Annotated in this window: 20 protein-coding genes; 7 read left to right on the top strand and 13 right to left on the bottom strand. The window is 40.6% G+C overall.

Going from position 1 to position 25,089, the window contains the following annotated elements; all coding sequences use genetic code 11:
• Nucleotides 1-49: 49 nt before the first annotated feature.
• Both ACYQ3L_RS15075 and ACYQ3L_RS15070 read right to left on the bottom strand, forming a co-directional pair.
• A complete protein-coding gene (locus tag ACYQ3L_RS15075) occupies nucleotides 50-811 on the bottom strand; it encodes a TIGR03915 family putative DNA repair protein (RefSeq protein ID WP_380000974.1) in 762 nt (253 codons plus the stop codon).
• Nucleotides 812-846: 35 nt separating this feature from the next.
• On the bottom strand, nucleotides 847-2,109 hold the full coding sequence (locus tag ACYQ3L_RS15070; RefSeq protein ID WP_380000976.1) for a putative DNA modification/repair radical SAM protein: 1,263 nt from the start codon (nucleotides 2,107-2,109) through the stop codon (nucleotides 847-849).
• 287 nt (nucleotides 2,110-2,396) lie between these two features.
• Here ACYQ3L_RS15070 and ACYQ3L_RS15065 point away from each other — a divergent pair, with 287 nt between their 5' ends.
• Together ACYQ3L_RS15065 and ACYQ3L_RS15060 are read left to right on the top strand one after the other, a co-directional pair.
• Nucleotides 2,397-3,302, top strand: coding sequence for a glycosyltransferase family protein (locus ACYQ3L_RS15065; RefSeq protein WP_380000978.1), 906 nt, complete (start codon nucleotides 2,397-2,399; stop codon nucleotides 3,300-3,302).
• A gap of 118 nt (nucleotides 3,303-3,420) precedes the next feature.
• A complete protein-coding gene (locus ACYQ3L_RS15060; RefSeq protein WP_291111341.1) occupies nucleotides 3,421-4,416 on the top strand; it encodes a class II fructose-bisphosphate aldolase in 996 nt (331 codons plus the stop codon).
• Between the two features lie 394 nt (nucleotides 4,417-4,810).
• On the opposite strand, the gene ACYQ3L_RS15055 is transcribed toward ACYQ3L_RS15060, so the two are convergent.
• Both ACYQ3L_RS15055 and ACYQ3L_RS15050 read right to left on the bottom strand, forming a co-directional pair.
• Nucleotides 4,811-6,286 carry a DUF3868 domain-containing protein gene (locus ACYQ3L_RS15055; RefSeq protein WP_380000981.1) on the bottom strand — a complete coding sequence of 492 codons (1,476 nt, stop codon included), beginning with the start codon at nucleotides 6,284-6,286 and terminating at the stop codon, nucleotides 4,811-4,813.
• A gap of 13 nt (nucleotides 6,287-6,299) precedes the next feature.
• Entirely contained in the window at nucleotides 6,300-6,881 is a 582-nt protein-coding gene (locus ACYQ3L_RS15050) for a DUF3575 domain-containing protein (protein WP_380000983.1), read from the bottom strand.
• Nucleotides 6,882-7,481: 600 nt separating this feature from the next.
• On the opposite strand from ACYQ3L_RS15050, the gene ACYQ3L_RS15045 reads away from it, so the two are divergent.
• The 5 genes from ACYQ3L_RS15045 (at nucleotide 7,482) to ACYQ3L_RS15025 (ending at nucleotide 17,176) form a co-directional block, all read left to right on the top strand.
• Entirely contained in the window at nucleotides 7,482-7,919 is a 438-nt protein-coding gene (locus ACYQ3L_RS15045) for an Hsp20/alpha crystallin family protein (RefSeq protein WP_380000985.1), read from the top strand.
• 592 nt (nucleotides 7,920-8,511) lie between these two features.
• Nucleotides 8,512-10,923 carry a TonB-dependent receptor gene (locus ACYQ3L_RS15040; protein ID WP_380000987.1) on the top strand — a complete coding sequence of 804 codons (2,412 nt, stop codon included), beginning with the start codon at nucleotides 8,512-8,514 and terminating at the stop codon, nucleotides 10,921-10,923.
• Between the two features lie 329 nt (nucleotides 10,924-11,252).
• A complete protein-coding gene (locus tag ACYQ3L_RS15035) occupies nucleotides 11,253-12,401 on the top strand; it encodes an iron-containing alcohol dehydrogenase (protein WP_380000989.1) in 1,149 nt (382 codons plus the stop codon).
• Nucleotides 12,402-12,678: 277 nt separating this feature from the next.
• Nucleotides 12,679-15,885, top strand: coding sequence for a transcription-repair coupling factor (gene mfd / locus ACYQ3L_RS15030; RefSeq protein WP_380001025.1), 3,207 nt, complete (start codon nucleotides 12,679-12,681; stop codon nucleotides 15,883-15,885).
• Between the two features lie 115 nt (nucleotides 15,886-16,000).
• On the top strand, nucleotides 16,001-17,176 hold the full coding sequence (locus ACYQ3L_RS15025; protein WP_380000991.1) for a DUF418 domain-containing protein: 1,176 nt from the start codon (nucleotides 16,001-16,003) through the stop codon (nucleotides 17,174-17,176).
• A 61-nt stretch (nucleotides 17,177-17,237) separates the two neighbouring features.
• Here the strand turns inward: ACYQ3L_RS15025 and ACYQ3L_RS15020 are convergent, their stop codons facing one another.
• The 9 genes from ACYQ3L_RS15020 to ACYQ3L_RS14980 all read right to left on the bottom strand — a co-directional run bounded on the left by ACYQ3L_RS15020 (nucleotide 17,238) and on the right by ACYQ3L_RS14980 (nucleotide 24,976).
• Nucleotides 17,238-17,687 (bottom strand): DUF4293 domain-containing protein, encoded by a 450-nt coding sequence (locus tag ACYQ3L_RS15020; RefSeq protein ID WP_291111267.1) that lies wholly within the window; start codon nucleotides 17,685-17,687, stop codon nucleotides 17,238-17,240.
• 9 nt (nucleotides 17,688-17,696) lie between these two features.
• Complete coding sequence (locus ACYQ3L_RS15015; RefSeq protein WP_380000993.1) at nucleotides 17,697-18,029, bottom strand: DNA-directed RNA polymerase subunit omega; 333 nt, start codon at nucleotides 18,027-18,029, stop codon at nucleotides 17,697-17,699.
• 36 nt (nucleotides 18,030-18,065) lie between these two features.
• The gene (locus ACYQ3L_RS15010) at nucleotides 18,066-18,917 is read right to left on the bottom strand and encodes an outer membrane protein assembly factor BamD (protein WP_380000995.1); all 852 of its coding nucleotides are present in this window, start codon (nucleotides 18,915-18,917) and stop codon (nucleotides 18,066-18,068) included.
• Between the two features lie 94 nt (nucleotides 18,918-19,011).
• A complete protein-coding gene (locus tag ACYQ3L_RS15005) occupies nucleotides 19,012-20,226 on the bottom strand; it encodes an aminotransferase class V-fold PLP-dependent enzyme (protein WP_380000997.1) in 1,215 nt (404 codons plus the stop codon).
• A gap of 89 nt (nucleotides 20,227-20,315) precedes the next feature.
• On the bottom strand, nucleotides 20,316-21,656 hold the full coding sequence (sufD, locus tag ACYQ3L_RS15000; protein WP_380000999.1) for a Fe-S cluster assembly protein SufD: 1,341 nt from the start codon (nucleotides 21,654-21,656) through the stop codon (nucleotides 20,316-20,318).
• Nucleotides 21,656-22,417, bottom strand: coding sequence for a Fe-S cluster assembly ATPase SufC (sufC, locus tag ACYQ3L_RS14995; protein ID WP_296938290.1), 762 nt, complete (start codon nucleotides 22,415-22,417; stop codon nucleotides 21,656-21,658). The genes sufD and sufC overlap by 1 nt, the downstream gene beginning before the upstream one ends.
• Before the next feature lie 195 nt (nucleotides 22,418-22,612).
• Nucleotides 22,613-23,377 (bottom strand): exodeoxyribonuclease III, encoded by a 765-nt coding sequence (locus ACYQ3L_RS14990; RefSeq protein ID WP_380001002.1) that lies wholly within the window; start codon nucleotides 23,375-23,377, stop codon nucleotides 22,613-22,615.
• Nucleotides 23,378-23,462: 85 nt separating this feature from the next.
• Nucleotides 23,463-24,236, bottom strand: a complete 774-nt coding sequence (locus ACYQ3L_RS14985) for an ABC transporter ATP-binding protein (protein ID WP_380001004.1) — start codon at nucleotides 24,234-24,236, stop codon at nucleotides 23,463-23,465.
• Nucleotides 24,233-24,976, bottom strand: a complete 744-nt coding sequence (locus tag ACYQ3L_RS14980) for an MlaE family ABC transporter permease (protein ID WP_380001027.1) — start codon at nucleotides 24,974-24,976, stop codon at nucleotides 24,233-24,235. The genes ACYQ3L_RS14985 and ACYQ3L_RS14980 overlap by 4 nt, the downstream gene beginning before the upstream one ends.
• Nucleotides 24,977-25,089: the final 113 nt, after the last annotated feature.

Below are 25,089 nucleotides of genomic sequence, written 5' to 3'. Positions count from 1 at the left end.
AGTATTCTATATCCTGAGCGCTTTGAAATTGGATTTACGGATGTGAGAATCATTGTTTCTCGGTTAGATATTTCCAAAAGCGTTTTGGCATATGCTGACGTTGCAGTTTCAGGTTGATCCGCTCTTTTATTGTCATCGATTTGAAGTATCCTTTCCATAATTCCTGAAACATCTTCTCATCTTCTGCCATCAGGTTCTCGTCTAATTTACCGCTCAGCAGATGTTCATCGTTATCGAGAGTCATTTCCACTACTGTGTGCAGATCGTAGTAAAAACCATATCTGCGTTTCAGATCGTAAATAACCCATTTCTGGTCCGAAAAACGGTCCCTGAAATGTTCTATCGCCAAAGGCAGTGCATTATGACGGGGTGATATGGCAGAGAAGAAAATATCGTCAGCTGCCTTCTGAAAGCGTACGAATTGTTTTATATACAATTCTTCATGGGAAACCTTTCTGGCCAGTTGGTGCAGTTTGAGGACATCCTCATCCCCAAAATTGGTTTCGATAGATATTTTACTGTCAAATGATTTCCTGATAAATCTGAACAGCAGTTCGTCACTTCCTTCTTCTTCAGACAACCAGGCATATGTCACCATATTCTGCGCTCCTTTACTTAGTTTATTTTGCAGGGAAGTCCATACGCGGGTAGCTTTATCTTCCTGAGTGGTTATGGTATGACAGTCTTCCATAAACATAGGTGCAATCTCTCCTTCACCTAATAGTCTGTCAGGAAAAGTTTTCCGGCTATAGGCGTCGAAGATTGCGGTAAGCAAACCTTCAAATGTTTTATCGTAAAAAAAGACGAGCAATTTTTTAATTAAGAATTAAGATTTTCAGTATGATCCTAATCCGGAAAAAGAATCGACAACTGTTTATCATCTATTTCCTTTTTCTTCGGTTCTGTAAGGATTTTGCGAATATACTCCGGAGTCGCTTCATTTACAGTGTACATTGGCAGTTCGTTGCATGTAATGAAATATTGCGCCTTCTTCATTACCACACCTATCTTTTTCAGTTGCGATGCATTTATCCGGCCATGCCTGCGTGACATCACGATAAATTGCGCGGACTTTACGCCAATACCCGGCACACGAAGAATCATTGCATAATCCGCCTTATTTATATCTATAGGGAATGCTTCGGGATGCCGGAGTGCCCAGACCAGTTTAGGATCGATTTCTAGGTCCAGATCGGGGTAAGCATCATCTACAATTTCATCGGCACGGTACTGGTAAAACCGCATAAGCCAATCGGCCTGATAGAGACGGTTTTCTCTTACCAGGGGAGCTTGTTTCAGGGCAGGTAAACGGCTGTCGTAGCTATTCACCGGAATGAACCCCGAATAATAAACCCTCCGCATCTGCGTCTGCTGATAGAGGATGGACGATACCCGCAAAATGTCCTTATCCTTTTCATTTGTGGCTCCCACAATCATCTGTGTGCTTTGTCCTGCCGGGACAAAACGAGGCGCAGAACGAAATTTACGCCGATCCTCAATGCTTTGCTGCATACCTATTTGTATGTAGCGCATCGGTTTATATACGCTGCGGTGATCCTTTTCGGGAGCCAACAGTTTCAGGTTCGCTTCGGTAGGTATTTCCAGATTCACGCTCATACGATCGGCATAAAGCCCGGCTTCACTTATCAACTCCTGACTTGCTCCGGGAATACTTTTCATATGTATGTACCCATTGAAGCGGTGTACTGTGCGCAGGTCTTTGACTACCCGCACCATACGCTCCATTGTATAGTCGGGATTGTTGATGACACCCGAACTAAGGAAAAGCCCCTCTATATAATTACGCCGATAAAACTCGATGGTGAGTTCCACCAGTTCCTGTACGGTAAACGTTGCCCGGCGAATGTCGTTTGTCCTGCGGTTTATGCAGTATGCACAATCATAGATACAAAAGTTTGTAAGCATGATTTTAAGTAGGGAAACGCATCTTCCATCTTCTGTAAAACTATGACAAATACCCATCCCGCCAACAGTATTTCCCATCCCGCCCGCTTTGTTTTTGCGGACAGTACCACTGGAAGAACAGGAAACATCGTACTTCGCTGATTCTGCCAATACTTTTAGTTTTTCGAGTACATTATCATTCATCTTATTACAAAGGAAAGCATTTAAGATGACAGATTTGTATCAAATAACATTAAAAATTGATATGATGTTGAAAAGTAAATAAGCTCATATTATTGCCATTATTTAGCTGTTAAATAATAAAAGTAATTATACCCGCAAAAGCGCAAAAGACAGTTTTATCAATATTCTGTAAGAATAATATTTATCTTTTTGACAGATGAAAGTTCAATAATTGTGGAAATTTATCAGATTTAAGCCTTAAAAGTTTATCTTTGTGGCTTCAAAAATTTAACTGAAAAATATTTATTATGAAACCTACTTTGTATGTATTAGCTGCCGGTATGGGAAGCCGGTATGGCAGCCTTAAACAAATGGACGGGCTTGGGCCTAACGGCGAAACGATCATGGATTATTCCATCTATGACGCCCTTAGAGCAGGATTCGGGAAAGTCGTTTTCGTTATCCGTAAATCATTTGACAAGGACTTCCGTGAAAAAATCGTTTCCAAATATGAAGACCATATTCCGGTAGAAGTAGTTTATCAGGAACTGGACAATCTGCCGGAAGGATTTGAACTGCATCCCGACAGGCAAAAACCATGGGGTACGAATCATGCCGTGATGATGGCTAAAGATGTTATCAAAGAACCATTCGCGGTTATCAATGCCGACGACTTTTACGGCCGTGAGAGCTATGCTATCCTGGCTGAGCAATTGAATAAAATGAACGGTACCGCAAACCATTATTGCATGGTGGGCTATCGTTTGAGCAATACATTGTCTGAAAGCGGGGCAGTAGCCAGAGGTGTTTGCGAAACAGATAGCAATCATTTTCTGAAAAGCGTGGTTGAACGTACGCATATCGAACTTAAAGACGGAAAGATTCAATATAAAGATGCCGAAAATTATTGGTTCGAACTGCCTGAAAATGCTCCTGTATCGATGAATATGTGGGGATTCACACCGGATTATTTCGAACATTCCGAAAAATATTTTATCAAATTCCTCGAACAGAACGCCGGTAATCACAAGGCTGAATACTTTATCCCGTTGATGGTAGACCACCTTATAGTAAATAAGACAGCCGATGTGAAGGTTTTGGATACTCCTTCAAAATGGTTTGGAGTGACATATGCCGAAGACAGGGAAGGTGTGGTGGAAAAACTGCATAAACTGGTAGAGACCGGAGAGTACCCAAGCCCATTGTGGAAATAACGCGGATTAGGTTATTTTATCTTTTTTAGGTACTTAATATCGTATAAATTTGTTACTTTTGTAACGATTAAAAGATTTATTCTATTCATAATTATTATAAATAAAAAATTCAAAAACAATGGTAAGTTACAAAGACTTGGGATTAGTGAACACTAAAGAAATGTTTGCTAAAGCAGTAAAAGGCGGATATGCTATTCCTGCGTTCAATGTTAACAACATGGAGCAGTTACAGGCTATCGTTCAGGCTGCTGCTGAAACAAAGTCACCGGTTATCGTACAGGCATCTAAAGGTGCCCGTCAATATGCAAACCCTATCTTGTTGCGTTATATGCTTCAAGGTGCTGTAGAATATGCAAAAAGCTTAGGTTGGGAAAAACCGCAAATCGTACTTCATTTAGACCATGGCGATACTTTCGAAACTTGTAAAGACTGTATCGATTCAGGATTTTCTTCTGTGATGATCGACGGTTCTCACCTTCCATATGATGAAAACGTAGCTCTTACTAAAAAAGTAGTGGAATATGCTCATCAGTTCGATGTAACAGTTGAAGGAGAACTAGGAGTATTGGCCGGTGTAGAAGACGAAGTGTCTGCAGAACACCACACTTATACAAAACCTGAAGAAGTAGTGGATTTCGTTACAAAAACCGGATGTGATTCATTGGCTATTTCTATCGGTACTTCTCACGGAGCAAACAAATTTACTCCGGAACAATGTACAAGAGACGCTAACGGTCACCTTGTTCCGCCTCCATTGCGTTTCGACGTATTGGAAGAATGCGAAAAAGAACTTCCGGGATTCCCTATCGTACTTCACGGAGCATCTTCTGTACCACAGGAAGAAGTTGAAACTATCAACAAATATGGTGGTGCGCTTAAAGATGCAATCGGTATCCCTGAAGAGCAACTTCGCAAAGCTGCAAAATCAGCAGTATGCAAAATCAATATCGACTCAGACAGCCGTCTGGCTATGACTGCTGCTGTACGTGAAGTATTTGCTACTAAACCAGCTGAGTTTGACCCTCGTAAATATCTCGGACCAGCCCGCGATAACATGAAAAAACTATACAAGCACAAAATAGAAGCAGTGCTTGGTAGTGCAGGAAAAGCTTAATATCAATAAGCCTAAATAATAGAAGGAAGCTGCCCCGATGGGGCAGCTTCTTTTTTTATAATAAGTAATCGTCTCAATTTGTAGCTGAAATAATTAATCAAGGCTGCATCCCCCGGCGACCCAAAACCGCAGCTTCGGTGGGGCAAAATGTTTGCTACGCAACACACAGACGGGACGTCTGCGCGAGCGGGCGCTTTACGGATTGGGTACCCCGCCTGCGGGACGAGGCCGGAATCGCGATGCGGCGACAAGACAAAGGCTCTTCAGGCTTTAGCCATATGTGTATCAGCCGACTCGTAACTTGTAACTGCCCGCAGGGCGTAGTAACCTGTAACTAAAAACAGAACGTTAAAATCCAACTGGTGATTCTCATTAATTATAAAAACTAACCTGATTATTTAATCTGAGCGTCATTTTCTATTTTCTTTTCCACTTCTTTCAAGTTATATTTCGCAGCCTCTATGCCACTTTCGGCAGCCTTGCCAAACTGGATTTTCGCCCTGTCCACATCACCGCTCAAAAGATACAGGACTCCTATATTGTTTGCATATTCCGCGGAATTCACATTCGATTTTTTCAGATACTTCTCTGCGTTTACCGGATTGTTTGCCGACAAGGCCGCAGCCGCAGCATTCAGATTGGCGATTTCATCATCCGGGAACATTCTTACTGCTGTTTCAAATACATCGATGAAATCGTTACTACCTGCCTCATAGGAATTTGCAATACGGAACATTTCATCCAGACTCAACTGTTGCGGACGCGACTTGATCACTTCTTTTGCCTCTGCTACGTCAAATCCTTTCACATTATAAATAGCTGACGACTCCACTTTACGCAATCTCGGGTATATTTCCTTCAGCATCTGCTGATAAGGCAATCCGTTATTCAGGCCTCTGAGTCTTGCTTTACGTGTGGCTAAATCGCGTGTATTCTTTATTATATCAATAACCGCATCTTTATCTTCCATATCCGAGGCCTCTAACGCGGCAAGCAGTCCATCCCAGTTTTCCCCGCCATATTCTACCTTATATATACCAGCAGAAAAATCCAGTTTCGATGCCAGGTATTTCTTAAATGCCTCTGCCCTACCCCTCGACAATTTTTCGTTATCCCCTACAAGGCCTTCAGGTGAAGCATAACCCGAAATATCAATGCGCGTTACAGTCAGATTATTATCAGCCTTCACAGCCTTAAGCATACGCTCTATTTTAGATAGTTCTACGGGGTTCCCCATATAATCGGACAAGATATCCGTCTTATTTACCGGAAAATCCAAATATACATCCCATTGTTCTTTACGCGATTTCACATCTTCCACCTTAGGCTGTATATACGCCAGCTGAGGAATCATTATATATGGAGTTATCACCAGCGGCGGCACATTTTCTATTACCCTCTCCATAGCTACTTCCTGTTCATATCCTCCACATCCGCAAAGGACTTCTTTCATATCCAGATGAGCCGTATCCATCCACTTCTCGTAAGGGATGGTTTGTTTATAATGCAGCGGACCTTTCGATTTTCTATCCAGTTTGACCACACTATATGATGTATTCGCACTCTTCCCACCACCCAGAGCCTGTGCCCTTAGATAGGCTTTATGACGCGTAGTACCATTAATAAGCACATCGGGTAATTCCTTGTCATGGCTGCCGTTGGTCAATAGCGGAGCCAGGGTAAGTGAACGGTTTTTATCCAGTCTCAAGCCTGACATATCTATTATCATATGTACATACAGGAAATCGCCTTCACGTATCATTTCGCCCGAAGCTATACTTATTTGCCCTTTGTAAATCTGTTGTGACATAAGAGGCATAGCCAATACAAACAACAATACGATTATGCCGATATTTAATATTTTTTTCATCCTGATCTTACTTTTATCTGAGAACGTAAATTATGCTTAAGCCGGCTTTTGTAGGACCCCAGTAATTTTTCGTATCATCTTTGATTTTTGTTCCGCACTGCTCGCATTTGTATTTGTCGTAGTCCAGGTGAGCATAACCGACCCCGATAGTAGCTTCTATACTCCAGTGATTACTCAGAATCCAATGATATCCGTACGATATGCCTCCTCCCCAAAGATTACCCTCATAACGATGTTCTTTTAATCCCAGTTGCTTGATACCACCTACATTATATTCGGCATAGTGGCCGTGTAAACCGAAAAAATGGCCATTGAATCGTTCACAAAGCCAATATCTCAGTTCGGGTTGGACAAGCCAATGTTTCAGTTTCCTGTTATCGGAAAATGTCCACGGATTATAGTTACCCGATATTTCCAATGTAAACTTCCCGGATAAGCCGAATTCGATACTCAGGTTTGGGGTAGTTGTGGTCCAGTACAACGCGTTTGTCTTCAATGCAAAAATGGGTAAGTAAGCCTCTTTCCGTTCCTCCTGACCATATACTATATGCACAATTGCGAGAACAATGCATGTTAAAAAAAGTCTCTTAATCATTATTGTGCTTTTTTTCTTAAAAATTTGTCGTAATCTGTAAAACGAAACACGAAATATAAGCACCCGGATGCGCTGGGTTTCTTGTTTGTATATAAACAAAATTTAAATCGGAAAAGTTTTCATTAGCACCGAAAATATTGATTTACAGACATTCTAGATAAACAATGTCGTATATTCTGCTAATATATTCCTTTTACGGATGGTAGAAAAATGAATAATGAAGCCCTTTTTACCCGCATGCTTGTAAGTATCGTCTAAAAGTTGACAAAAGTTACAGATTATACCCATTTTCCTCCTCTGTCACTTTTTCAATTTTTAAATTTCCAACACATCGGACAGTCTTTTTCTCGTCCATTTTAAACTCCAACCCCACAACATGACATTATGTCACTATAATTGATTTATACATGCCACACTACAAATAGCTAAAAACAACTCATTACAAAATAGTTAACATTTGAATTTGATATTTAAAATATTTTCACACAGCTAATATATGCCAATTAGTCACTTTTGCATACTTTTTGCTATATACTTTACAGATATGAAAATGTATAATATTAAGATTAAACTAAAAATAAATTTAAGGAGGATCAGATTATGAGAAATCAACTTAGAAGGTACGACAGAAGCGGTAGTTTTTTCCCTGCATTCTTTTCTAATTACATCAATGATGAAGTATTGAACGGTTTCGGGAATACATACCTTCCGGCCACCAATGTTTCAGAAAATGAAAAGGCATTCAGCATTGAATTGTCTGTTCCAGGATTCAACAAAGAAGACATCAAAATAGAAATAGAAAATGATGTGCTTAAAATCTCGGCTCAGAATGAAGTAAAAAGTGAAGAAAAAGACGAAAACGAAAAAGTGCTTCGCCGCGAATTCAAAAAATCTTCTTTCACCCGTAGCTTCACTATTCCGGAAGATATAGACACTGACAATATCTCAGCTGTGCAAAAAGACGGAATTCTGCAAATCACACTGCCTAAACAAGACAAGGCTATCGAAGACAAAGTGAAGAAGATAGAGATACAATAACTGCATAGGTTTTAATTTAGGTTTTTAGGTGAATAGAAAAGGTTACTCGATATTCGGGTAGCCTTTTTTGATTTTCATGCAATAAGTCCCTGCCTGTTCTTCATAAAAAGTAACAGATGTAACAAATATTACGTCTGCCCACTCCACAGAAAACAGTCGCAAAGCTCGCCCCATACTGAAAACCTAAAAAGGTAACACTTCCCAGAATAACAGGTAACCCGTATTTAATAATCAATATATCAAAGACCGCTTAAAATTAACCTATATTCACAATATATAGTTAAAAGGTAACAGAAGTAACACATTTTTCAGTAAACAGTAAACAGTTAGCAGTAAACAACTCGTATCTCGTGTCTTGTCTACTCGTATCTCATATAACTTTCAACCTATTGCTTAAAACTTACGACATGTTAAAAAGTAACACATGTAACATATTTTTCTAACTGTTACTTTTACCCTTTCATCAAATATAAAGAGCATTACGGGTATTCGCCAATACCCGTAGATATAGATAAATATAATCCGTAATAATTATTTGTTCTCCGGAAATATATCCATAAATTTGTTTTTTATAAAAACCAAAAACTAAGCAATGTCAAAGAAACAATTCCTGTTATTACTCTTTTTTATTTCGGTTTCTTCCTATGCGCAGAAAGTGAAAATTGCAGGAATAGTTACAGATAAGCATTACCGTCCGTTGGAACAAGTGTCGGTATCGCAACCGGACACAAGCAATGGAGTATATACAAATAGTTACGGATTCTATGAACTGGAAGCATTTCCCGGCGATTCCGTCAAGCTCATTTTCTCACTGATCGGCTACCGGAAGCACCTGTATGTCATACCTGAGTTAACAAAAGATTTCAACCTGAGTGTTACACTCCACGAGGAAGATAACAGCCTTGCACCTGTCACTGTGGAAGGTGAACGCATGGTAACTACTGTAATCGGACGAATCGACTATATAGCCGCCAAGCGTCCCTCAAATCCGTGGAACAGCATAGAATCACTCCTGGCCACTATGGGAGGGGTAAGCTCTACAAACGAACTGAGTAGCCAATATTCGGTACGTGGCGGGAACTTTGATGAAAACATCGTTTATGTGAACGGCATAGAGATATATCGTCCCCTGCTTGTGCGTTCAGCGCAGCAGGAAGGACTTAGTTTTATCAATCCCAATATGGTTCAAAAAGTGGGGTTTTCTGCCGGAGGCTTCAGCGCCGAGTATGGGGATAAGATGTCGTCGGTATTGGATATTACCTATAAAAGGCCACAACGGTTCGAAGGCGCTGTTTCGGCAGGGCTGCTCGGCGGAGAGATATATGCAGGTAATTCCACCGAAAAATTTTCCCAGGTTACCAGTGTCAGGTATAAGACATTGCGCTCCCTGTTGAGTACCACCGATACCAAAGCCGAGTATGATCCTTCTTTCCTCGATTTCCAGACATATATCACCTATAAGCCGGGTACTAAATGGGAAGCCGGTTTCCTAGGGAATTATTCCCATAATAAATATGAATTTACACCCGAAACACGCAAAACATCATTTGGAACATTAACGTCTCCCCGCACATTTACGGTACATTTCAACGGCTGGGAAAATGATAAATTTCTCACTTACCAAGGGGCTTTAATATTAAAAGGAAAGATCACAGACAACCTGAATATCGGACTTACAGCCTCCGCTTTTTCATCAGATGAACAGGAACGTTACGATATAGACGGTCGTTATCTTTTACAGGAAACAAGTTTAGTGGGCGAGGATGAAAATATCGGCTCACAACTGGCTATAGGCACCTACCATGAACACGCACGAAATAAATTAAAATCGGATGTATATACTTTCACTCATTCCGGTAATCTGAAAATAGACCGGAACATGCTGAAATGGAGTATCAGCTATCAAAAGGAAAAAATAAACGATAAAATAAAGGAATGGGAAATGCGCGACTCGGCGGGATTCTCCTTACCGAGTACCGGAACAGATGTGAATGTATTTTCAAACCTGAAATCGGATAATAAAATCAACCCCACCCGTATTTCGGGATATATACAGGACACCTACAATTTTAGTACAGGCGCAGGCTTATTCATTCTAAACGCCGGGGTGCGGGCCAGTTACTGGACTTTCAACGAAGAACTGATTGTAAGTCCGCGCGGAGCTTTGGCTTTTGTCCCTGCAAAGTTGGAAAGTCTTTCATTGCGGGTAGCGGGAGGAATATATTACCAGGCTCCTTTTTATAAAGAATTCCAGCGCATTGTTAATATAGACGGGAATAATATCATAGAACTGAATAAAGATATCAAGTCACAGAAATCGATACATATCGTATTGGGCGCCGACTATTACTTCGGACGGGATATACAGAAGAACATTCCCCCGTTCAAATTATCAGGTGAAATATATTACAAAAAATTATCCGATCTTGTACCATATACTGTCAACAATGTAAAGATAAGATACACAGGCGAGAACTCCTCCAAAGGCTACTCGATGGGAGCTGACGTAAAATTATACGGTGAATTTATTCCCGGGGCAGATAGTTGGATAAGCCTGTCATTCATGAAAACCGAACAGGATATAAACGGGGTAAAAGTGCCTCTGCCTACCGACCAGCGATTCAACCTCGCACTCTTCTACCAGGATTATTTTCCCGGATATGAACGCTTGAAAATGAGTCTGCGCGGTCTATGGTCGCAAGGATTACCTGTATCCGCCCCGTACAAAGGATACGAAACCGGATATTTCCGCACACCGGATTATAAACGTATCGACATCGGTTTCTCATGGCTGGTACTGGGAGAGGATTTTGCTATCCGTGACAGGAATTCATTCTGTAAAGCCTTTAAAAATATATGGCTGGGACTGGATGCGTTTAACATCTTCGACATGCAGAATACAAATACTTATTATTGGATAACCGATGTGAATAATCAACACCATGCCGTACCTAATTACCTGACGGGAAGACAGCTGAACGTGCGGTTGCTGGCAGAATTTTAAGAGTCTACTCCATTTCTACGGAACACTCCCTGATTATTACCGCATCACTATTGACAACCAACCACTACATCAGGTATATTTGTGTCATTTTTTGAATTTTATTTTGCATAAGGACTACAGAGGGAATATTCGGAAAGGAATAGATTGTTTCACTTATATATGAGCGACAAGACTGTTTATAGACTAATCGCTTCTACTAAAAAGGGGCTTATTGCGGAGTATCCGGAAACTGTCTCTCATTTGAATAGTTTTTAACAACTTTAATAATTAAAGCATATACATATTCTATCAAATGATATACCTTTGTTCCAATTACAAAAGATACAATTATGAACAACTTCGCTTATGCAAATCCCGTAAAAATCATATTTGGGAAAGATACAATCAAGGAAATAACAAACGAAATACCACAGGGTAGCAAAGTATTGATTACTTACGGTGGTGGCAGTATCAAAAAGAACGGAGTATACGACCAGACGGTGAAGGCCCTCGAAGGCTTTGAATGGTACGAATTCGCAGGAATAGAACCTAATCCGCACTACGAAACTTGTATGAAAGCTGTGGAATTTATCAAGAAAAAAGGGATCACCTTTCTTCTGTCCGTTGGTGGAGGCTCGGTGCTTGATGCTACAAAATTTATTGCGGCGGCTGCCCTTTTCGAAGGTAGCGAACCTTGGGATATCCTGTCGAAAGGCAGTGAGATAAAAAAAGCGATGCCTTTTGCCGACATTATTACTTTGCCGGCCACAGGCTCGGAAATGAACAACGGAGGAGTTATCACCCGTGTATCTACAGTAGAAAAGCTGGCCTTCTCTTCCGATTTTACTTATCCTTTATTCTCTGTACTCGACCCTGCAGTAACATTCAGCCTGCCTGCACGCCAGGTAGGGAATGGTGTTGTAGATGCGTTTGTACATGTGATGGAGCAATACCTCACATATAGCGAGAGTAATTCCTTATTGCAGGACAATATGGCCGAAGCCATTGTAAAAACACTGGTAGAAGAAGGTCCGAAGGCTTTAAGCAACCCTGATAATTATGATGTGCGGGCGAATCTGATGTGGGCTTCAACATGGGCACTGAACGGATGGATAAACTGTGGCGTACCTCAGGACTGGGCTACACATATGATCGGACATGAAATTACAGCATTCTACGGCTTAGACCATGCGCAAACATTAGCCATCGTATTACCGGGAGTAATGGCCGTGCTGAAAGAACAGAAGTCGAAAAAGATAATCCGCCTCGGCCGTGAAGTATTCGGCATACAGGGTGACGGGGCAATAGAAAAGACAATAAAGGCTGTGGAGAACTTTTTTGAAACGATGGGAGTCAAAACACATCTGGGCGATTATAGTTTGGGTGATGAAGCCATCGAAAAGGTGAGTAAACGCTTAGCTGACCGCGGCTGGAAATTAGGCGAATGCCACAATATTACATCCGATACCATAAAAGAAATACTGACATTAAGAAAATAATATCGTATTTTATCCAGTAGAAAGAGTGAGGATTTATGGTTCTCGCTCTTTTATTATTGATTCACCTGGTTAATTCAAGTCAGAATTAAATATTGGTATAGAATTTGTAGTATGTTTTTACTACTTTTGTATCCCGAAATTTTATAAATTTACTACATTGAAATTAGCTGTTTTACAAGAGGTTTTCGAGTCTCACAAAAACATACCTGCTGTTGTAAATATTTTACCAAAATATAAAAATATTTATGCAAAAGGATTATACGGATCATCGGCTGCGATGTTTGCAGCAGCCATTTATCACAAAACAAACGATTGTTTCCTGTACATTCTGAACGACCTCGAAAGTGCAGGCTATTTTTATCACGATCTGATACAGATACTGGATACGGACAAAGTACTGTTTTTCCCGTCAGCCTATAAACGTGCGATCAAATACGGGCAGATAGATGCTGCAAATGAAATACTCCGTACCGAAGTGATGGGTAAATTGCAAACTGATAACAAGCATCTGATTATAGTCACATACCCGGAGGCGCTTGCAGAGAAAGTTGTTGCAAAAAGCATTCTGGAAAAAAATACAATACACATCAATGTAAATGAAGAAGTAGACCGCAGCTTTGTATCGGAAATGCTGGACAGCTTCGGATTCGAATATGTAGACTATGTTTACGAACCGGGGCAGTATGCTATTCGCGGAAGTATTCTCGACGTATTCTCATTCTCTTATGAATTCCCATATCGCATCGACTTTTTCGGCGATGAGGTAAGCACAATACGCACATTCGATATAGAAACACAGTTATCGAAAGAGCGTTTGCAGCAGATACAGATTATACCTGATATGCAGAAAGATGACCTGGACAGGGACTCTTTATTGAGGCTGATACCCGGGGACAGTGTTATCGGATTCAAGGACTTTGCATGGGCAGAAGAAAAAATAGAATCTGTCTATAATGATTCTACGATACTGGATAATCCCGAATATGAAAAAGATATACAGAATAAATTATCAGACAGGGAAGAGTATGCAGACCTGATAAACGGATTCAGGCATATTCATTTCGGAGCAAGAGCAGGCGGTGTACCCCAAGCAACCATTGAGTTTGAAACAAACCTGCAACCACCTTTCCATAAAAACTTTGACCTGATAAGCGAGACTTTTCACAAGGATATAGAGAAAGGCTTCAAAATATACATCCTGAGCGATAGCGAAAAGCAGCACAAGCGCCTCCAATCTATCTTCGAAGACAGGGGCGACGATATTACATTCATACCTGTAGAAAGAACATTATCGGAAGGATTCAGTGACGAAACATTGAAAATATGTTGCTTTACCGACCACCAGTTATTTGACCGCTATCATAAATATAATCTGAAATCGGACAGGGTACGCTCCGGTAAGTTCGCCCTATCACTCAAAGAACTGCAACAATTTCAGATAGGCGACTACATTGTGCATATCGACCACGGTGTAGGACAGTTCGGCGGGCTTGTCCGCTCCGATATGAACGGGAAGATGCAGGAGCTTATCAAGCTGATATATCTCAACAACGACTCCATCTTTGTATCACTGCATGCCCTGCATAAAATATCCAAGTACAGAGGCAAAGAAGGTGAACCGCCCCGTATCAACAAACTGGGGACCGGCGCATGGAACAAAATAAAGGAGAAGACTAAAAGCAAAGTAAAAGATATTGCCCGCGACCTGATAGAACTATATGCTAAGCGACGTCAGGAAGAAGGGTTCAAATTTTCCCCCGATTCATTCTTGCAGCATGAACTGGAAGCATCCTTCATCTATGAGGATACGCCCGACCAGGTAAAAGCTACTTCGGATGTAAAGCAGGACATGGAAAACAGCAAACCGATGGACCGCCTCATATGTGGCGATGTAGGTTTCGGAAAAACGGAAGTTGCTATCCGGGGGGCTTTCAAAGCTGTGTCGGACAATAAACAAGTAGCCGTGTTAGTACCTACCACCGTACTGGCATACCAGCATTACCAGACATTCAGGGAGCGGTTAAAGGATTTCCCGTGCCGTGTAGAATACATCAGCCGCGCCCGCAGTGCAAACCAGATAAAAGAAACTCTGAACGATCTGAAGGAGGGTAAGGTAGATGTACTTATAGGAACTCACCGCATAGTGAGCAAGGATATACAGTTTAAAGACCTCGGATTACTGATAATAGACGAGGAACAAAAATTCGGGGTAGCAGTAAAGGAAAAGCTGAAACAGATGAAATCGAATGTGGATACGCTCACAATGACAGCCACTCCTATACCACGCACATTACAGTTCTCCTTGATGGGTGCACGGGATTTATCGGCTATCACTACCCCGCCACCAAACCGTTACCCTATCCAGACCGAAGTGCATACATTCGATCCGCAGATAATACGTGAAGCCATCGAATTTGAAATGAGCCGTAATGGCCAGATATTCTTCATCAACAACCGGATAAAAAATATTTACGAACTGGAGGATATTATCCGTCGCGAAGTTCCAGATGCGCGGGTGGTAGTCGGCCATGGACAAATGGACCCGGCCAAACTGGAATCGGTTATTATAGATTTCGTAAACCATGAATATGACGTATTGATCGCAACATCCATCATAGAATCGGGAATAGATATCCCGAATGCAAATACAATCATCGTAAACAATGCCCAGAACTTCGGACTGAGTGATTTGCACCAGCTCCGCGGACGTGTGGGACGAAGCAATAAAAAAGCTTTTGCATACCTCCTTGCTCCTCCCCTCCATACATTGACCCCCGAGGCCAGAAGACGTTTACAGGCAATAGAAAATTTTTCCGAACTTGGTCATGGCTTCCATATAGCCATGCAGGACCTGGATATACGGGGTGCCGGAAATTTACTCGGAGCAGAGCAGAGCGGATTTATCGCCGATTTAGGATATGAGGTATATCAAAAAATATTGACAGAAGCTGTTAATGAACTGAAGAATGACGAATTCGCCGATATTTACCATGAAGCAGAAAGTGGCGAAAAAATAGCCGGGGATAACTTCGTGGACGACGTACAGATAGAAAGCGATCTGGAATTACTGTTCCCTGCCACATATATCCCCAACGATTCGGAACGTATCACCCTTTATCGCGAGCTGGACAATATGGAATGGGAAACTGACATTCAGAATTTCACACTACGTCTTGAAGACCGTTTTGGCAAAATACCACCCGAAGGGCGTGAATTAATTATGATTGTTCGCCTGAGAATACTGGCGAAAACACTCGGTATAGAAAAGGTGGTACTGAAAGGCGGGCGTATGAGCCTGTTCCTCGTATCCAATCCGGAATCTCCTTATTATCAGTCGAAAGCCTTTGATAAACTACTGGATTATATACAGAAATATCCGCGCAGTTGCGAACTGAAAGAACGCAATGGCAAACGTTCGGTAAGTATCCAGCATATTCCGAATGTAGAAACGGCTTGTATGGTTTTGATGGAGATAATAGGGTAAAAACGTGTCCGTATATTAAAAAGACGAATCCGTACATCCAAGATGAATAATTATTCTACATTTATTTATAAAAAATAGTAATACCTTGCAATTCTAAATTTTGTAACTGATTATCATGATTAAAACACAACAGCGAATAGATGTCGCGGATGCCCTGAGAGGCTTCTCCATTATGGGAATTTTTCTCCTTCACAGTATTGAACATTTTAATTTTTATTCATTTCCGGAGATTGACAGTCCCTGGTTACAGTTTACAGACAAATCCATCTGGGATTCCCTTTTCTTTATTTTTGGAGGGAAAGCCTATGGCATTTTTGCCCTCTTATTTGGATTCAGCTTCTTTATACAGGACAACAACCAGTTGCAACGCGGTAATGATTTCAGGCTGCGTTTCCTATGGCGGCTATTCCTGTTGTTTATCTGGGGAAATATAAATGCCATGTTCTTTACAGGTGAAATACTCGTTCTCTACTCCATCGTGGGCATATCACTCATCTTTGTCGCCCGGCTAAAAATTAAGACTGTCGTTATTATTGCTACAGTACTCATGTTACAACCGATGGAATGGGGCAAACTCATATATGCGCTGGCCAATCCGGATTATGTTTCGGACGCGCCTCTGGCCGACAAATATTTTAAAATAGCCTATGAAGTACAGACTAACGGTACATTTTTGGAGACTGCGAAAATGAATCTTTGGGACGGACAACTGGCCAGTCTTACATGGGCATGGGAGAACGCACGCTTCTTTCAGACCCCGGCATTGTTCATGTTTGGTATAGTAATCGGAAAAGCAGGCTTACTGTTGTATAATGAGAAGAACAGCCGTTTCTGGATGAAAGCTTTGGTTATAGGTATTATTTGCTTCTTCCCACTGAATGGATTGGCAGGTATGCTCTCCGGATTTATAGAAAACGACGCGATACTGACACCATTAAGATTAATTATCAGATCGCTTGCCAATATGGGCTTTATGGCCTTCCTTGTTTCTTTGGTGATCCTTATCTATTACCATACTACTAAAGGACATAACCTGCTGGATAAATTACGCCCTTACGGGAAAATGACATTGACTAATTACATTATGCAATCTATAATAGGCTCCTTTATTTTCTATAACTGGGGATTGGGAATGCATAATAAACTGGGCATTACTTATTCGTTCCTGCTGGGAATAGTATTATTTATACTGCAATATTTCTTCTGCTACTGGTGGATGAAAAACCACAAACATGGGCCACTTGAATATGTATGGAAGAAACTGACATGGATAGGTGCAAAGAAAAAATAATCATATAACACAAAAAAGGAGAAGATTGAAATCTTCTCCTTTTTTAATTATTTCTTATTTATTACCGTATACGATCCAATGATTTCACCAGCTTTTCGTCTTTCTTTATCCGCGAAATAGCCAACAGATCAAAAATAAGCGCTACAACCGGAAGTATAATGCCAAACTGGAGATTCATAGTATAAGCACTATCTATTTTTGCTAAAAAAGCATTCATATATACCAGAGCTGTGATATAATATACAACTATCATGATAGCTGTCAAATAGCCTATATTTATCTGCAACTTTCTTTTCTTATAAAGAAAGATATTGACGAATGCCAATAATCCGCTTGCAATAGCGAAAATCAGAACTCCCCATGTAGGAAAATCAACTCCTATCCCGTAAGAGTGGAAAGCAGTGGACAACTGAGGGGTCCCGTTTACGATTTCAACCAATGGGCAAAAAGCCGTAGCCCCCATCAATACCACTACCAAAAGTAGAAATACTGTCTGTATACGTTGTATCATTCGTATTTTTTAGAAGTTGTCTTTATCCTTATTTGGATTTCTGTAGTAAAGTTTACCTTCTGTATATTCCTGGGCAGCGATCAGCGATGCCTTAGGTAGCTTCTCATAATAACGGGAAATCTCGATTTGTTCCCTGTTTTCGAAAACTTCTTCCAAATTATCGTTATATGAAGCAAATTCCTGCAGCTTTTTATCCAAATCCTGTTTCATTTCAACAGAGATCTGATTAGCACGTTTTGATATGATTCTCACAGTTTCATATACATTACCTGTATCTTCCGACAAAGTCATCATGTCTCTGGTAACTGTATTACTGGCTGCATTTGATTTTCTGTAATCCATTTTAATCCTTAAATTTATATTAGTAGAATATCTTGCTTATTTGCTTAACTCCTGTTGTACTGCCTCATTTGTAACCTGATCTACTTCCTGTCCGAGAGCTTTTAAAGCCTGGCGGTAGTATCTTTCGCTTTCTTTCAGGTATTTTCCGCTGGGAAACATATTCTTGTAATTGAAATGTTCGTCCATCAGTTCACGATAGCGGGTAGGTTTCTTTTCTTCAATACTATAATATGCCAGTTCGTATCTCGATCTCACGATTAATATCTGAAATTCTTCAGAGAATTCCGAAAACGGATAATTCTTTAATGCTTCACGGGCTGTAACGATACAGGATTCATAATTATTTCCCATATACAACCCTAAGTTGAAATAAAGACGGGCAGCCAAAAACTCTTTGTATGATAATTTTTCCTGCAGTTTGAACATTAAATCCTGCGCTTCGGGAGCCTTCTCACTTTGAGGAAAATACTCGAGGAAACTCTGGAATTCCTGGATTCCCTTTATTGTACTTGTCTGATCCAAACGGGCATCAGGTGAATCTAAATACAGACCGTATGCAGCGTTAAACCTCGCCAGCTCGGTATAGTCCCCTTTAGGAAATTTGTTATAGTATCTTGTATAATATTGAGTAGCAGTAGTATAATCTTTATCGTAGAAATAGGCTTGCGCCATCAAAAATAAAATCTCCTGCTCTTTGGAGGAGCCTGTGTATGTAGAAAGAATTTCGTCCAGCAAGGTAGTAGTCCTACCATATTTTTTTTCATCGAAATATTTCTTGGCATATGTGTATTTCAGCTCGGCATCGCGGCTTTTCAGTATTTTATTATACTCTCCGCACGAAGCTAGTAATAAGGCCAATAACAGTGTACACAGAATTTTAATCTTCATTCTACTCAAAAATTAGTTTGCAAATTTACACAAAGCTTTTATAATTTGAAAATAAACTTTTACAATTATGTTTTTTTGAGATTCAAAGCTATGATCAGCCAAACATAGTTACTATCCTTTTTATGCCTTCAATAAGCTTATCTATCTCCTCCTTTGTATTATAAAATGCAATCGAAACCCTTACAGTACCTTCTATACCAAGCTCTTCCATAAGCGGCTGGGCACAATGGTGGCCTGTACGAACAGCTATTCCCATTTTATCCAAAAGCATTCCCATATCGTAATGATGAATATTTCCTATAAGAAACGAAATAACGCTGCTCTTATTGTCAGAAGTGCCGAAAATACGGATATTTTCTATTTTCTTCAATTCATCGGTACAATAGTTTAATAACTGATCTTCGTATTCTTTTATTGAGTCCAGTCCTATATTTTTTATATAGTTTATAGCTTTTGCGAAGGCTATTACATCCGGATAATTGGGTGTACCTGCTTCAAATTTGAATGGTAATTCATTGAATGTCGTCTTCTTAAATGAAACCTGACTTATCATTTCCCCACCTCCCTGATAAGGGGGCATGAGGTTCAGCCACTTCTCTTTTCCGTAAAGCACCCCTACTCCATTCGGCCCGTACACTTTGTGTGCCGAGAAAACCAGAAAATCACAATCGAGTTTTTGCACATCCACCTCCATGTGTTGCACAGACTGTGCCGCATCTATTAGCACCGGAATATCGTGGCTATGCGCAATCTCAATAATATCTTCTATCGGATTCACCGTACCCAATACATTCGAAATATGCATAACCGATACCAAGCGTGTTTTGGGAGATATAAGCTTTTTAAACTCATCCATCCTCAACTCACCTTTTTCGTTGATCGGAATAACCTTTAGCCGTATGCCTCTTATCTCCTCCTGTAATTGCCACGAAACAATATTGGCATGGTGCTCCATTGCGGAAATAATGATTTCATCACCCTCCTTACAAAACTGCTGGCAAAAACTATGCGCCACCAGATTGATTGATTCGGTGGTACCTTTGGTAAAGATAATTTCCCTACTATGCTCTGCATTAATGAATTGCTGCACCACAGCACGGGATTCTTCTGCCAAATCAGTGGCCTGTTGGCTTAAATGATGTACACCACGATGCACATTTGCATTCGTGGTGTAATATACTTTTTCTATTTCTTCTACTACGCATTTGGGTTTTTGAGTGGTAGCACCATTATCGAAATAGATAAGTGGTTTACCATAAACAGCAGTGGAAAGAATAGGAAAGTCGGCTCTTATTTTTTCAATGTTCATTTTTTTCAGTTAGCAGTTAGCAGTTAGCAGTCAACAGAATAAGCACCTGCGACTTATAACTCATAACTTATAATTTATAACTACTAATCTTATTTGCACACCAGGCAATTTCCACAGCGCGCATTTTCTCCACGGAAACGTTTTTCAACGAGATCCTGCAATCTTTCTCTCAGGCGCGGAATACGCACATGCTCCAAAACTCCTGCCGTAAAGGCCTGCATCAACATCAGTTTGGCGGCGTCATATCCTATACCACGCGAACGGAGATAGAACAGCGCTTCCTCATCCAGTTGTCCGGTAGTAAGTCCGTGAGAACATTTTACATCGTCGGCATATATTTCGAGCTGTGGTTTAGCATACATTTTTGCATTCGGCGAGATGCAAAGATTGTTATTAGACTGGTATGCCATTGTTTTCTGAGCATCTTTCTCTACCAGAATACGACCGCAAAAAGAACCTTTAGCTTCATCCTGCAATACATATTTAAACAACTGCGTACTGGTGCAATGTGGCTTAGCATGATCCAGGAATGCAAAGTTATCTACATATTGCTGCCTGTCGGCGATAACCATTCCGCATACATATGCTTCGGCGTGTTCACCGTTCAGTTTTACATTATAGTTATTACGGCTTACACCTGTATTCAAAGTCATGTTATTCACCAGTACGTTCGAAGATTCCTCTTGTAATACAAATGTATTTGTCAACCGAGTCACCTTATCCGAATTTTCTTCCAGGTCATAACAGTCTACAATAGCATTCCGTCCGGCATATATTTCAGTTACCTGAGTAGCCAGAAAGTGGGATTCGTCCACGGTATGGTCACAAATAAGCAGTTTCACCTGAGCATCGTCCTCCGCAATAATCAGTATGCGGCGATTTACCAGATAATTAAACTCGCTTTTCAGAATGTTGATTAATTGTATCGGCTCTTCAACGATCACTCCTTTAGGCACGTATATTACAAAGCCATCCTGGGCAAACATAGTATTAAATGCAATGATACCATTGTTATTCACATCTGCTATTTGTCCGTAATATTTACTGCAAACTTCGGGTTTCTGCTCTGCAAATTCTTTCAGGCTACCTACAAATACACCTTTAGGGTATTCTACGTGTGGACTGTGTTCCTGATGAAACAAATCGTTCAGTACAAAATACAGATTCGTTGTCATATTAGGAATCTCGCACCTGAATGCCACGTATGGATTTCCCTGAAACGGAACACGGTTCAAGTTGAGACCAAAATCAGGCATAAACTCCGCCGCCACATCCAAATAAAGGTAATCCTCCAGTTTCTTTGTGGGGAAACCTTGTTTCTGAAAGGCTTCGAATGCTTTATCGCGTTGGCTGTTCAGCTCCGGCGCAGATTTAGCATCGATTTTATCCCTGTACTGGTTAAATATATCTATATATTGATTTTCTATCATTATTCCTGAAATTCTTTAATAATCCAATCGTAACCTTTTTCCTCCAGTTCCAAAGCCAGCTCCGCCCCCGCACTTTTTACAATGCGCCCTTTGTAAAGAACGTGTACAAAGTCCGGTTTAATATAGTCCAGCAAGCGTTGGTAGTGAGTAATCACCACTGTAGCGTTATCTTTACGTCTCAGCTTGTTAACGCCGGCTGCAACGATACGAAGGGCATCGATATCAAGCCCGGAATCGGTTTCGTCCAGTATTGCAAGCTTTGGCTCAAGCATGGCCATCTGAAATATCTCGTTACGTTTTTTCTCTCCACCCGAAAAACCTTCGTTTACCGAACGTCCGGCAAGATCCTTATCCAGTTCTACAAGTTCTCTTTTTTCTCTTATCATTTTCAGGAAGTCAGAAGCCGATATCGGTTCTTGTTCCCGGTGCTTACGAATTTCGTTAAGGGAAGCACGCATGAAATTAGTCATACTTACACCCGGTATTTCCACAGGATACTGGAAGCTAAGGAAAAGGCCTTCACGCGCCCTGTCTTCCGGGTCCATATCCAACAAATCGTGTCCTCTGTAATCTATTTCTCCCTCTGTTACTTCAAAGTTGGGATTACCTACAAGTACAGAAGCAAGTGTGCTTTTACCTGCTCCGTTAGGCCCCATAATTGCATGAATTTCGCCCTCGTTAACCTCAAGGTTCAATCCTTTCAGTATTTCCTTGCCTTCAACATTGGCGTGCAAGTCTTTTATGTTTAATAAGTTTGCCATTATAAATTTTATGTTGTTTAAATAATAATCCCAGTGTTTACTAACCATTTTAACACTAAGAAATAATATATGTTCAAGTCGTAACGACTTCCGGACACAAAATTAATAAATAAAAAGCAAAATAGCTTGTTTATGACAAGCTATTAGTTATTTATTAAATCTATATCTCCAAAGACATAATTCAGACTATTTATTTCAAAAATCCATTTCCACGACTATCGGGCAATGATCCGAAAAATCTATATCGCTCAATATTGCCGCTCCATTAAGGCGGGGTCTGGCTTCTTCCGATATGATATGGTAGTCGATACGCCAGCCCAGATTCTTACTTCTGGCTCCGGCCCGGTAGCTCCACCAACTGTATTTATCGGGACTTTCGTCATATACACGGAAAGTATCTATCAATCCTGTGGCAATATATTCGTCAAACCACTGACGCTCTTCAGGCAAGAAGCCTGAGTCTTTGGTATGACGCTCAGGATGGCTGATATCTATTGGCTTGTGACAAATATTATAATCACCGCAGATAAGTATCTGAGGCCTTTCTTTCCGTAGTTCATTTATGAAATGGGTGAAATCGGCCAGAAATTTCATTTTTATATCCTGACGTATATCGCCCATTGTTCCGGAAGGGATATAGACACAGATCACCGTCATATCTCCATAATCGGCACGAAGTACCCTACCCTCTCTATCATATACAGGCATATCCATACCTGATTTCACAAAATCGGGTTTCTTTTTTGTCAGGATGCCGACTCCGCTATATCCTTTTTTCTCTGCAGAATGAAAATAATAATGATATCCCAACGATTGAATGGTCAGCACATCTATCTGTTCTTCCATCGCCTTTATCTCCTGCAGACAAAGAATATCCGGCGATTCTTTTTCCATCCATTCGTATAACCCTTTATTTACGGCAGCACGTATACCGTTAACGTTGTATGATATTATTTTCATAGTTTATAATCCAGCGAATTAGCATATCTATCAATTAGTAAATAACATCATTTTCAAATTTACTAATTTCCGAATCTGCTAATTATTATGTTAGTTTTATTCCTTCGTTTTCTGCAGCTTTCACTTTTTTGAATAAGTCGGAGGCAAAGACGAAATCATTGAAATCTTCGTTTGTCGAAGACATCACGTCGGCGCTCGTACCCTGCCATTCCAGATTTCCTTCTTTGATATAATTGATACGCTCACCGATCCCCATCACCGAATTCATATCATGGGTATTGATAATCGTTGTCATATTATACTCTTTCGTGATATCGTGTATCAGGTCGTCTATAACCAATGAAGTCTGAGGGTCAAGTCCTGAATTAGGTTCATCACAGAACAGATACTTCGGGTTGAGTGCAATAGCCCGGGCAATAGCCGAACGCTTCATCATGCCTCCACTTATTTCGGAGGGATATAAATGGCCTGAATCGGCAAGATTTACCCTTTCGAGGCAGAATTGTGTACGCTTTGCCTGTTCGGCTCTCGACATGTCGGAAAACATCATCAGCGGAAAGTTGACATTTTCAGATACTGTCATGGAATCAAATAATGCAGATCCCTGAAATATCATGCCCATCTCCTGACGCAATGCTTTTACCTCAGCCGTTTTCATTTTTGTAAGGTCTCGTCCATCGTACAGAATCTGCCCGCTGGTAGGTCGCATCAAACCTACTAAGTTCTTGAGAAGTACAGTTTTTCCCGAACCGCTCCGGCCTATTATAAGATTGGTTTTTCCTGCTTCGAATACGATATTTATATCTTTCAGCACTTCCCTGCCGTCGAACGACTTATCTAAATTTTTTACTTCTATCATGACATCATCAATTGAGTGATTAACAAGTCTGACACGAGCACAAGGATACTACTCATCACAACAGAATCCGTACTGGCTTTACCCACATCCAGCGAACCCCCTCTGGCCGAATAACCGTAAAAAGAAGCTACGGAGGCTATGATGAAAGCAAACACTATCGTTTTTATAATTGCATACCAGACATAAAACTCTTTAAAGAATGATTGCAGACCATATTGAAATGTATCGGCAGGCATTATCTGCCCTATTATACAAACAGAAAAACCACCAATAACACCAAACACCATACTCAACACCACCAGCACCGGAATGAAAGCCATCAAAGCTGTAATTTTAGGCAGGATTATATAATTTGCCGAATTCACACCCATGATTTCGAGGGCGTCTATCTGTTCGGTCACCTGCATAGTTCCTATTTCCGAGGCTATATTAGATCCTACTTTCCCGGCTAATATAAGACACATGATAGTGGACGAGAATTCCAGGATCAGGATTTCACGGGATACATATCCCACTGTATATCGCGGCATAAAAGGAGAATCTATATTCAACTTAATCTGTACTACGATTACGGCTCCGATAAAGAATGAGATAATGATAACTATCCAGATGGAATTTACTCCAAGCTTGCTCATTTCGGTAAAGAACTGACGAAAAAATACATTCCATTTCTGAGGCCTGGTAAAAACCTTTTGCATGAGAAGCGTATATCGTCCCAATTTTTCTAAAAGAGATGTCAACATATATTGATTATTTCTTTGTGCAATAATACAAAACTCCGACAAAGATACATCTTTTTAATAAATGTAAGTTTGTATCATTCTAAAATTTCCCTAAGCACAGCAAACATAGG

It is taken from the genome of Dysgonomonas termitidis (genome assembly GCF_054657735.1).
This window is presented reverse-complemented; position numbering and strand designations above follow the sequence as displayed.

Bases quoted from the DNA above. Each gene is read 5' to 3' on its own strand.
- ACYQ3L_RS14990 (WP_380001002.1), bottom strand. From the start codon at position 23,377: ATGAAAATAATATCATACAACGTTAACGGTATACGTGCTGCCGTAAAT.
- ACYQ3L_RS15035 (WP_380000989.1), top strand. From the start codon at position 11,253: ATGAACAACTTCGCTTATGCAAATCCCGTAAAAATCATATTTGGGAAA.
- ACYQ3L_RS15040 (WP_380000987.1), top strand. From the start codon at position 8,512: ATGTCAAAGAAACAATTCCTGTTATTACTCTTTTTTATTTCGGTTTCT.
- sufC (WP_296938290.1), bottom strand. From the start codon at position 22,417: ATGGCAAACTTATTAAACATAAAAGACTTGCACGCCAATGTTGAAGGC.
- sufD (WP_380000999.1), bottom strand. From the start codon at position 21,656: ATGATAGAAAATCAATATATAGATATATTTAACCAGTACAGGGATAAA.
- ACYQ3L_RS15020 (WP_291111267.1), bottom strand. From the start codon at position 17,687: ATGATACAACGTATACAGACAGTATTTCTACTTTTGGTAGTGGTATTG.
- ACYQ3L_RS15060 (WP_291111341.1), top strand. From the start codon at position 3,421: ATGGTAAGTTACAAAGACTTGGGATTAGTGAACACTAAAGAAATGTTT.
- ACYQ3L_RS15070 (WP_380000976.1), bottom strand. From the start codon at position 2,109: ATGAATGATAATGTACTCGAAAAACTAAAAGTATTGGCAGAATCAGCG.
- ACYQ3L_RS15015 (WP_380000993.1), bottom strand. From the start codon at position 18,029: ATGGATTACAGAAAATCAAATGCAGCCAGTAATACAGTTACCAGAGAC.
- ACYQ3L_RS15065 (WP_380000978.1), top strand. From the start codon at position 2,397: ATGAAACCTACTTTGTATGTATTAGCTGCCGGTATGGGAAGCCGGTAT.
- ACYQ3L_RS15010 (WP_380000995.1), bottom strand. From the start codon at position 18,917: ATGAAGATTAAAATTCTGTGTACACTGTTATTGGCCTTATTACTAGCT.
- ACYQ3L_RS15055 (WP_380000981.1), bottom strand. From the start codon at position 6,286: ATGAAAAAAATATTAAATATCGGCATAATCGTATTGTTGTTTGTATTG.
- ACYQ3L_RS15005 (WP_380000997.1), bottom strand. From the start codon at position 20,226: ATGAACATTGAAAAAATAAGAGCCGACTTTCCTATTCTTTCCACTGCT.
- ACYQ3L_RS15025 (WP_380000991.1), top strand. From the start codon at position 16,001: ATGATTAAAACACAACAGCGAATAGATGTCGCGGATGCCCTGAGAGGC.
- ACYQ3L_RS15045 (WP_380000985.1), top strand. From the start codon at position 7,482: ATGAGAAATCAACTTAGAAGGTACGACAGAAGCGGTAGTTTTTTCCCT.
- ACYQ3L_RS14985 (WP_380001004.1), bottom strand. From the start codon at position 24,236: ATGATAGAAGTAAAAAATTTAGATAAGTCGTTCGACGGCAGGGAAGTG.
- mfd (WP_380001025.1), top strand. From the start codon at position 12,679: ATGTTTGCAGCAGCCATTTATCACAAAACAAACGATTGTTTCCTGTAC.
- ACYQ3L_RS15050 (WP_380000983.1), bottom strand. From the start codon at position 6,881: ATGATTAAGAGACTTTTTTTAACATGCATTGTTCTCGCAATTGTGCAT.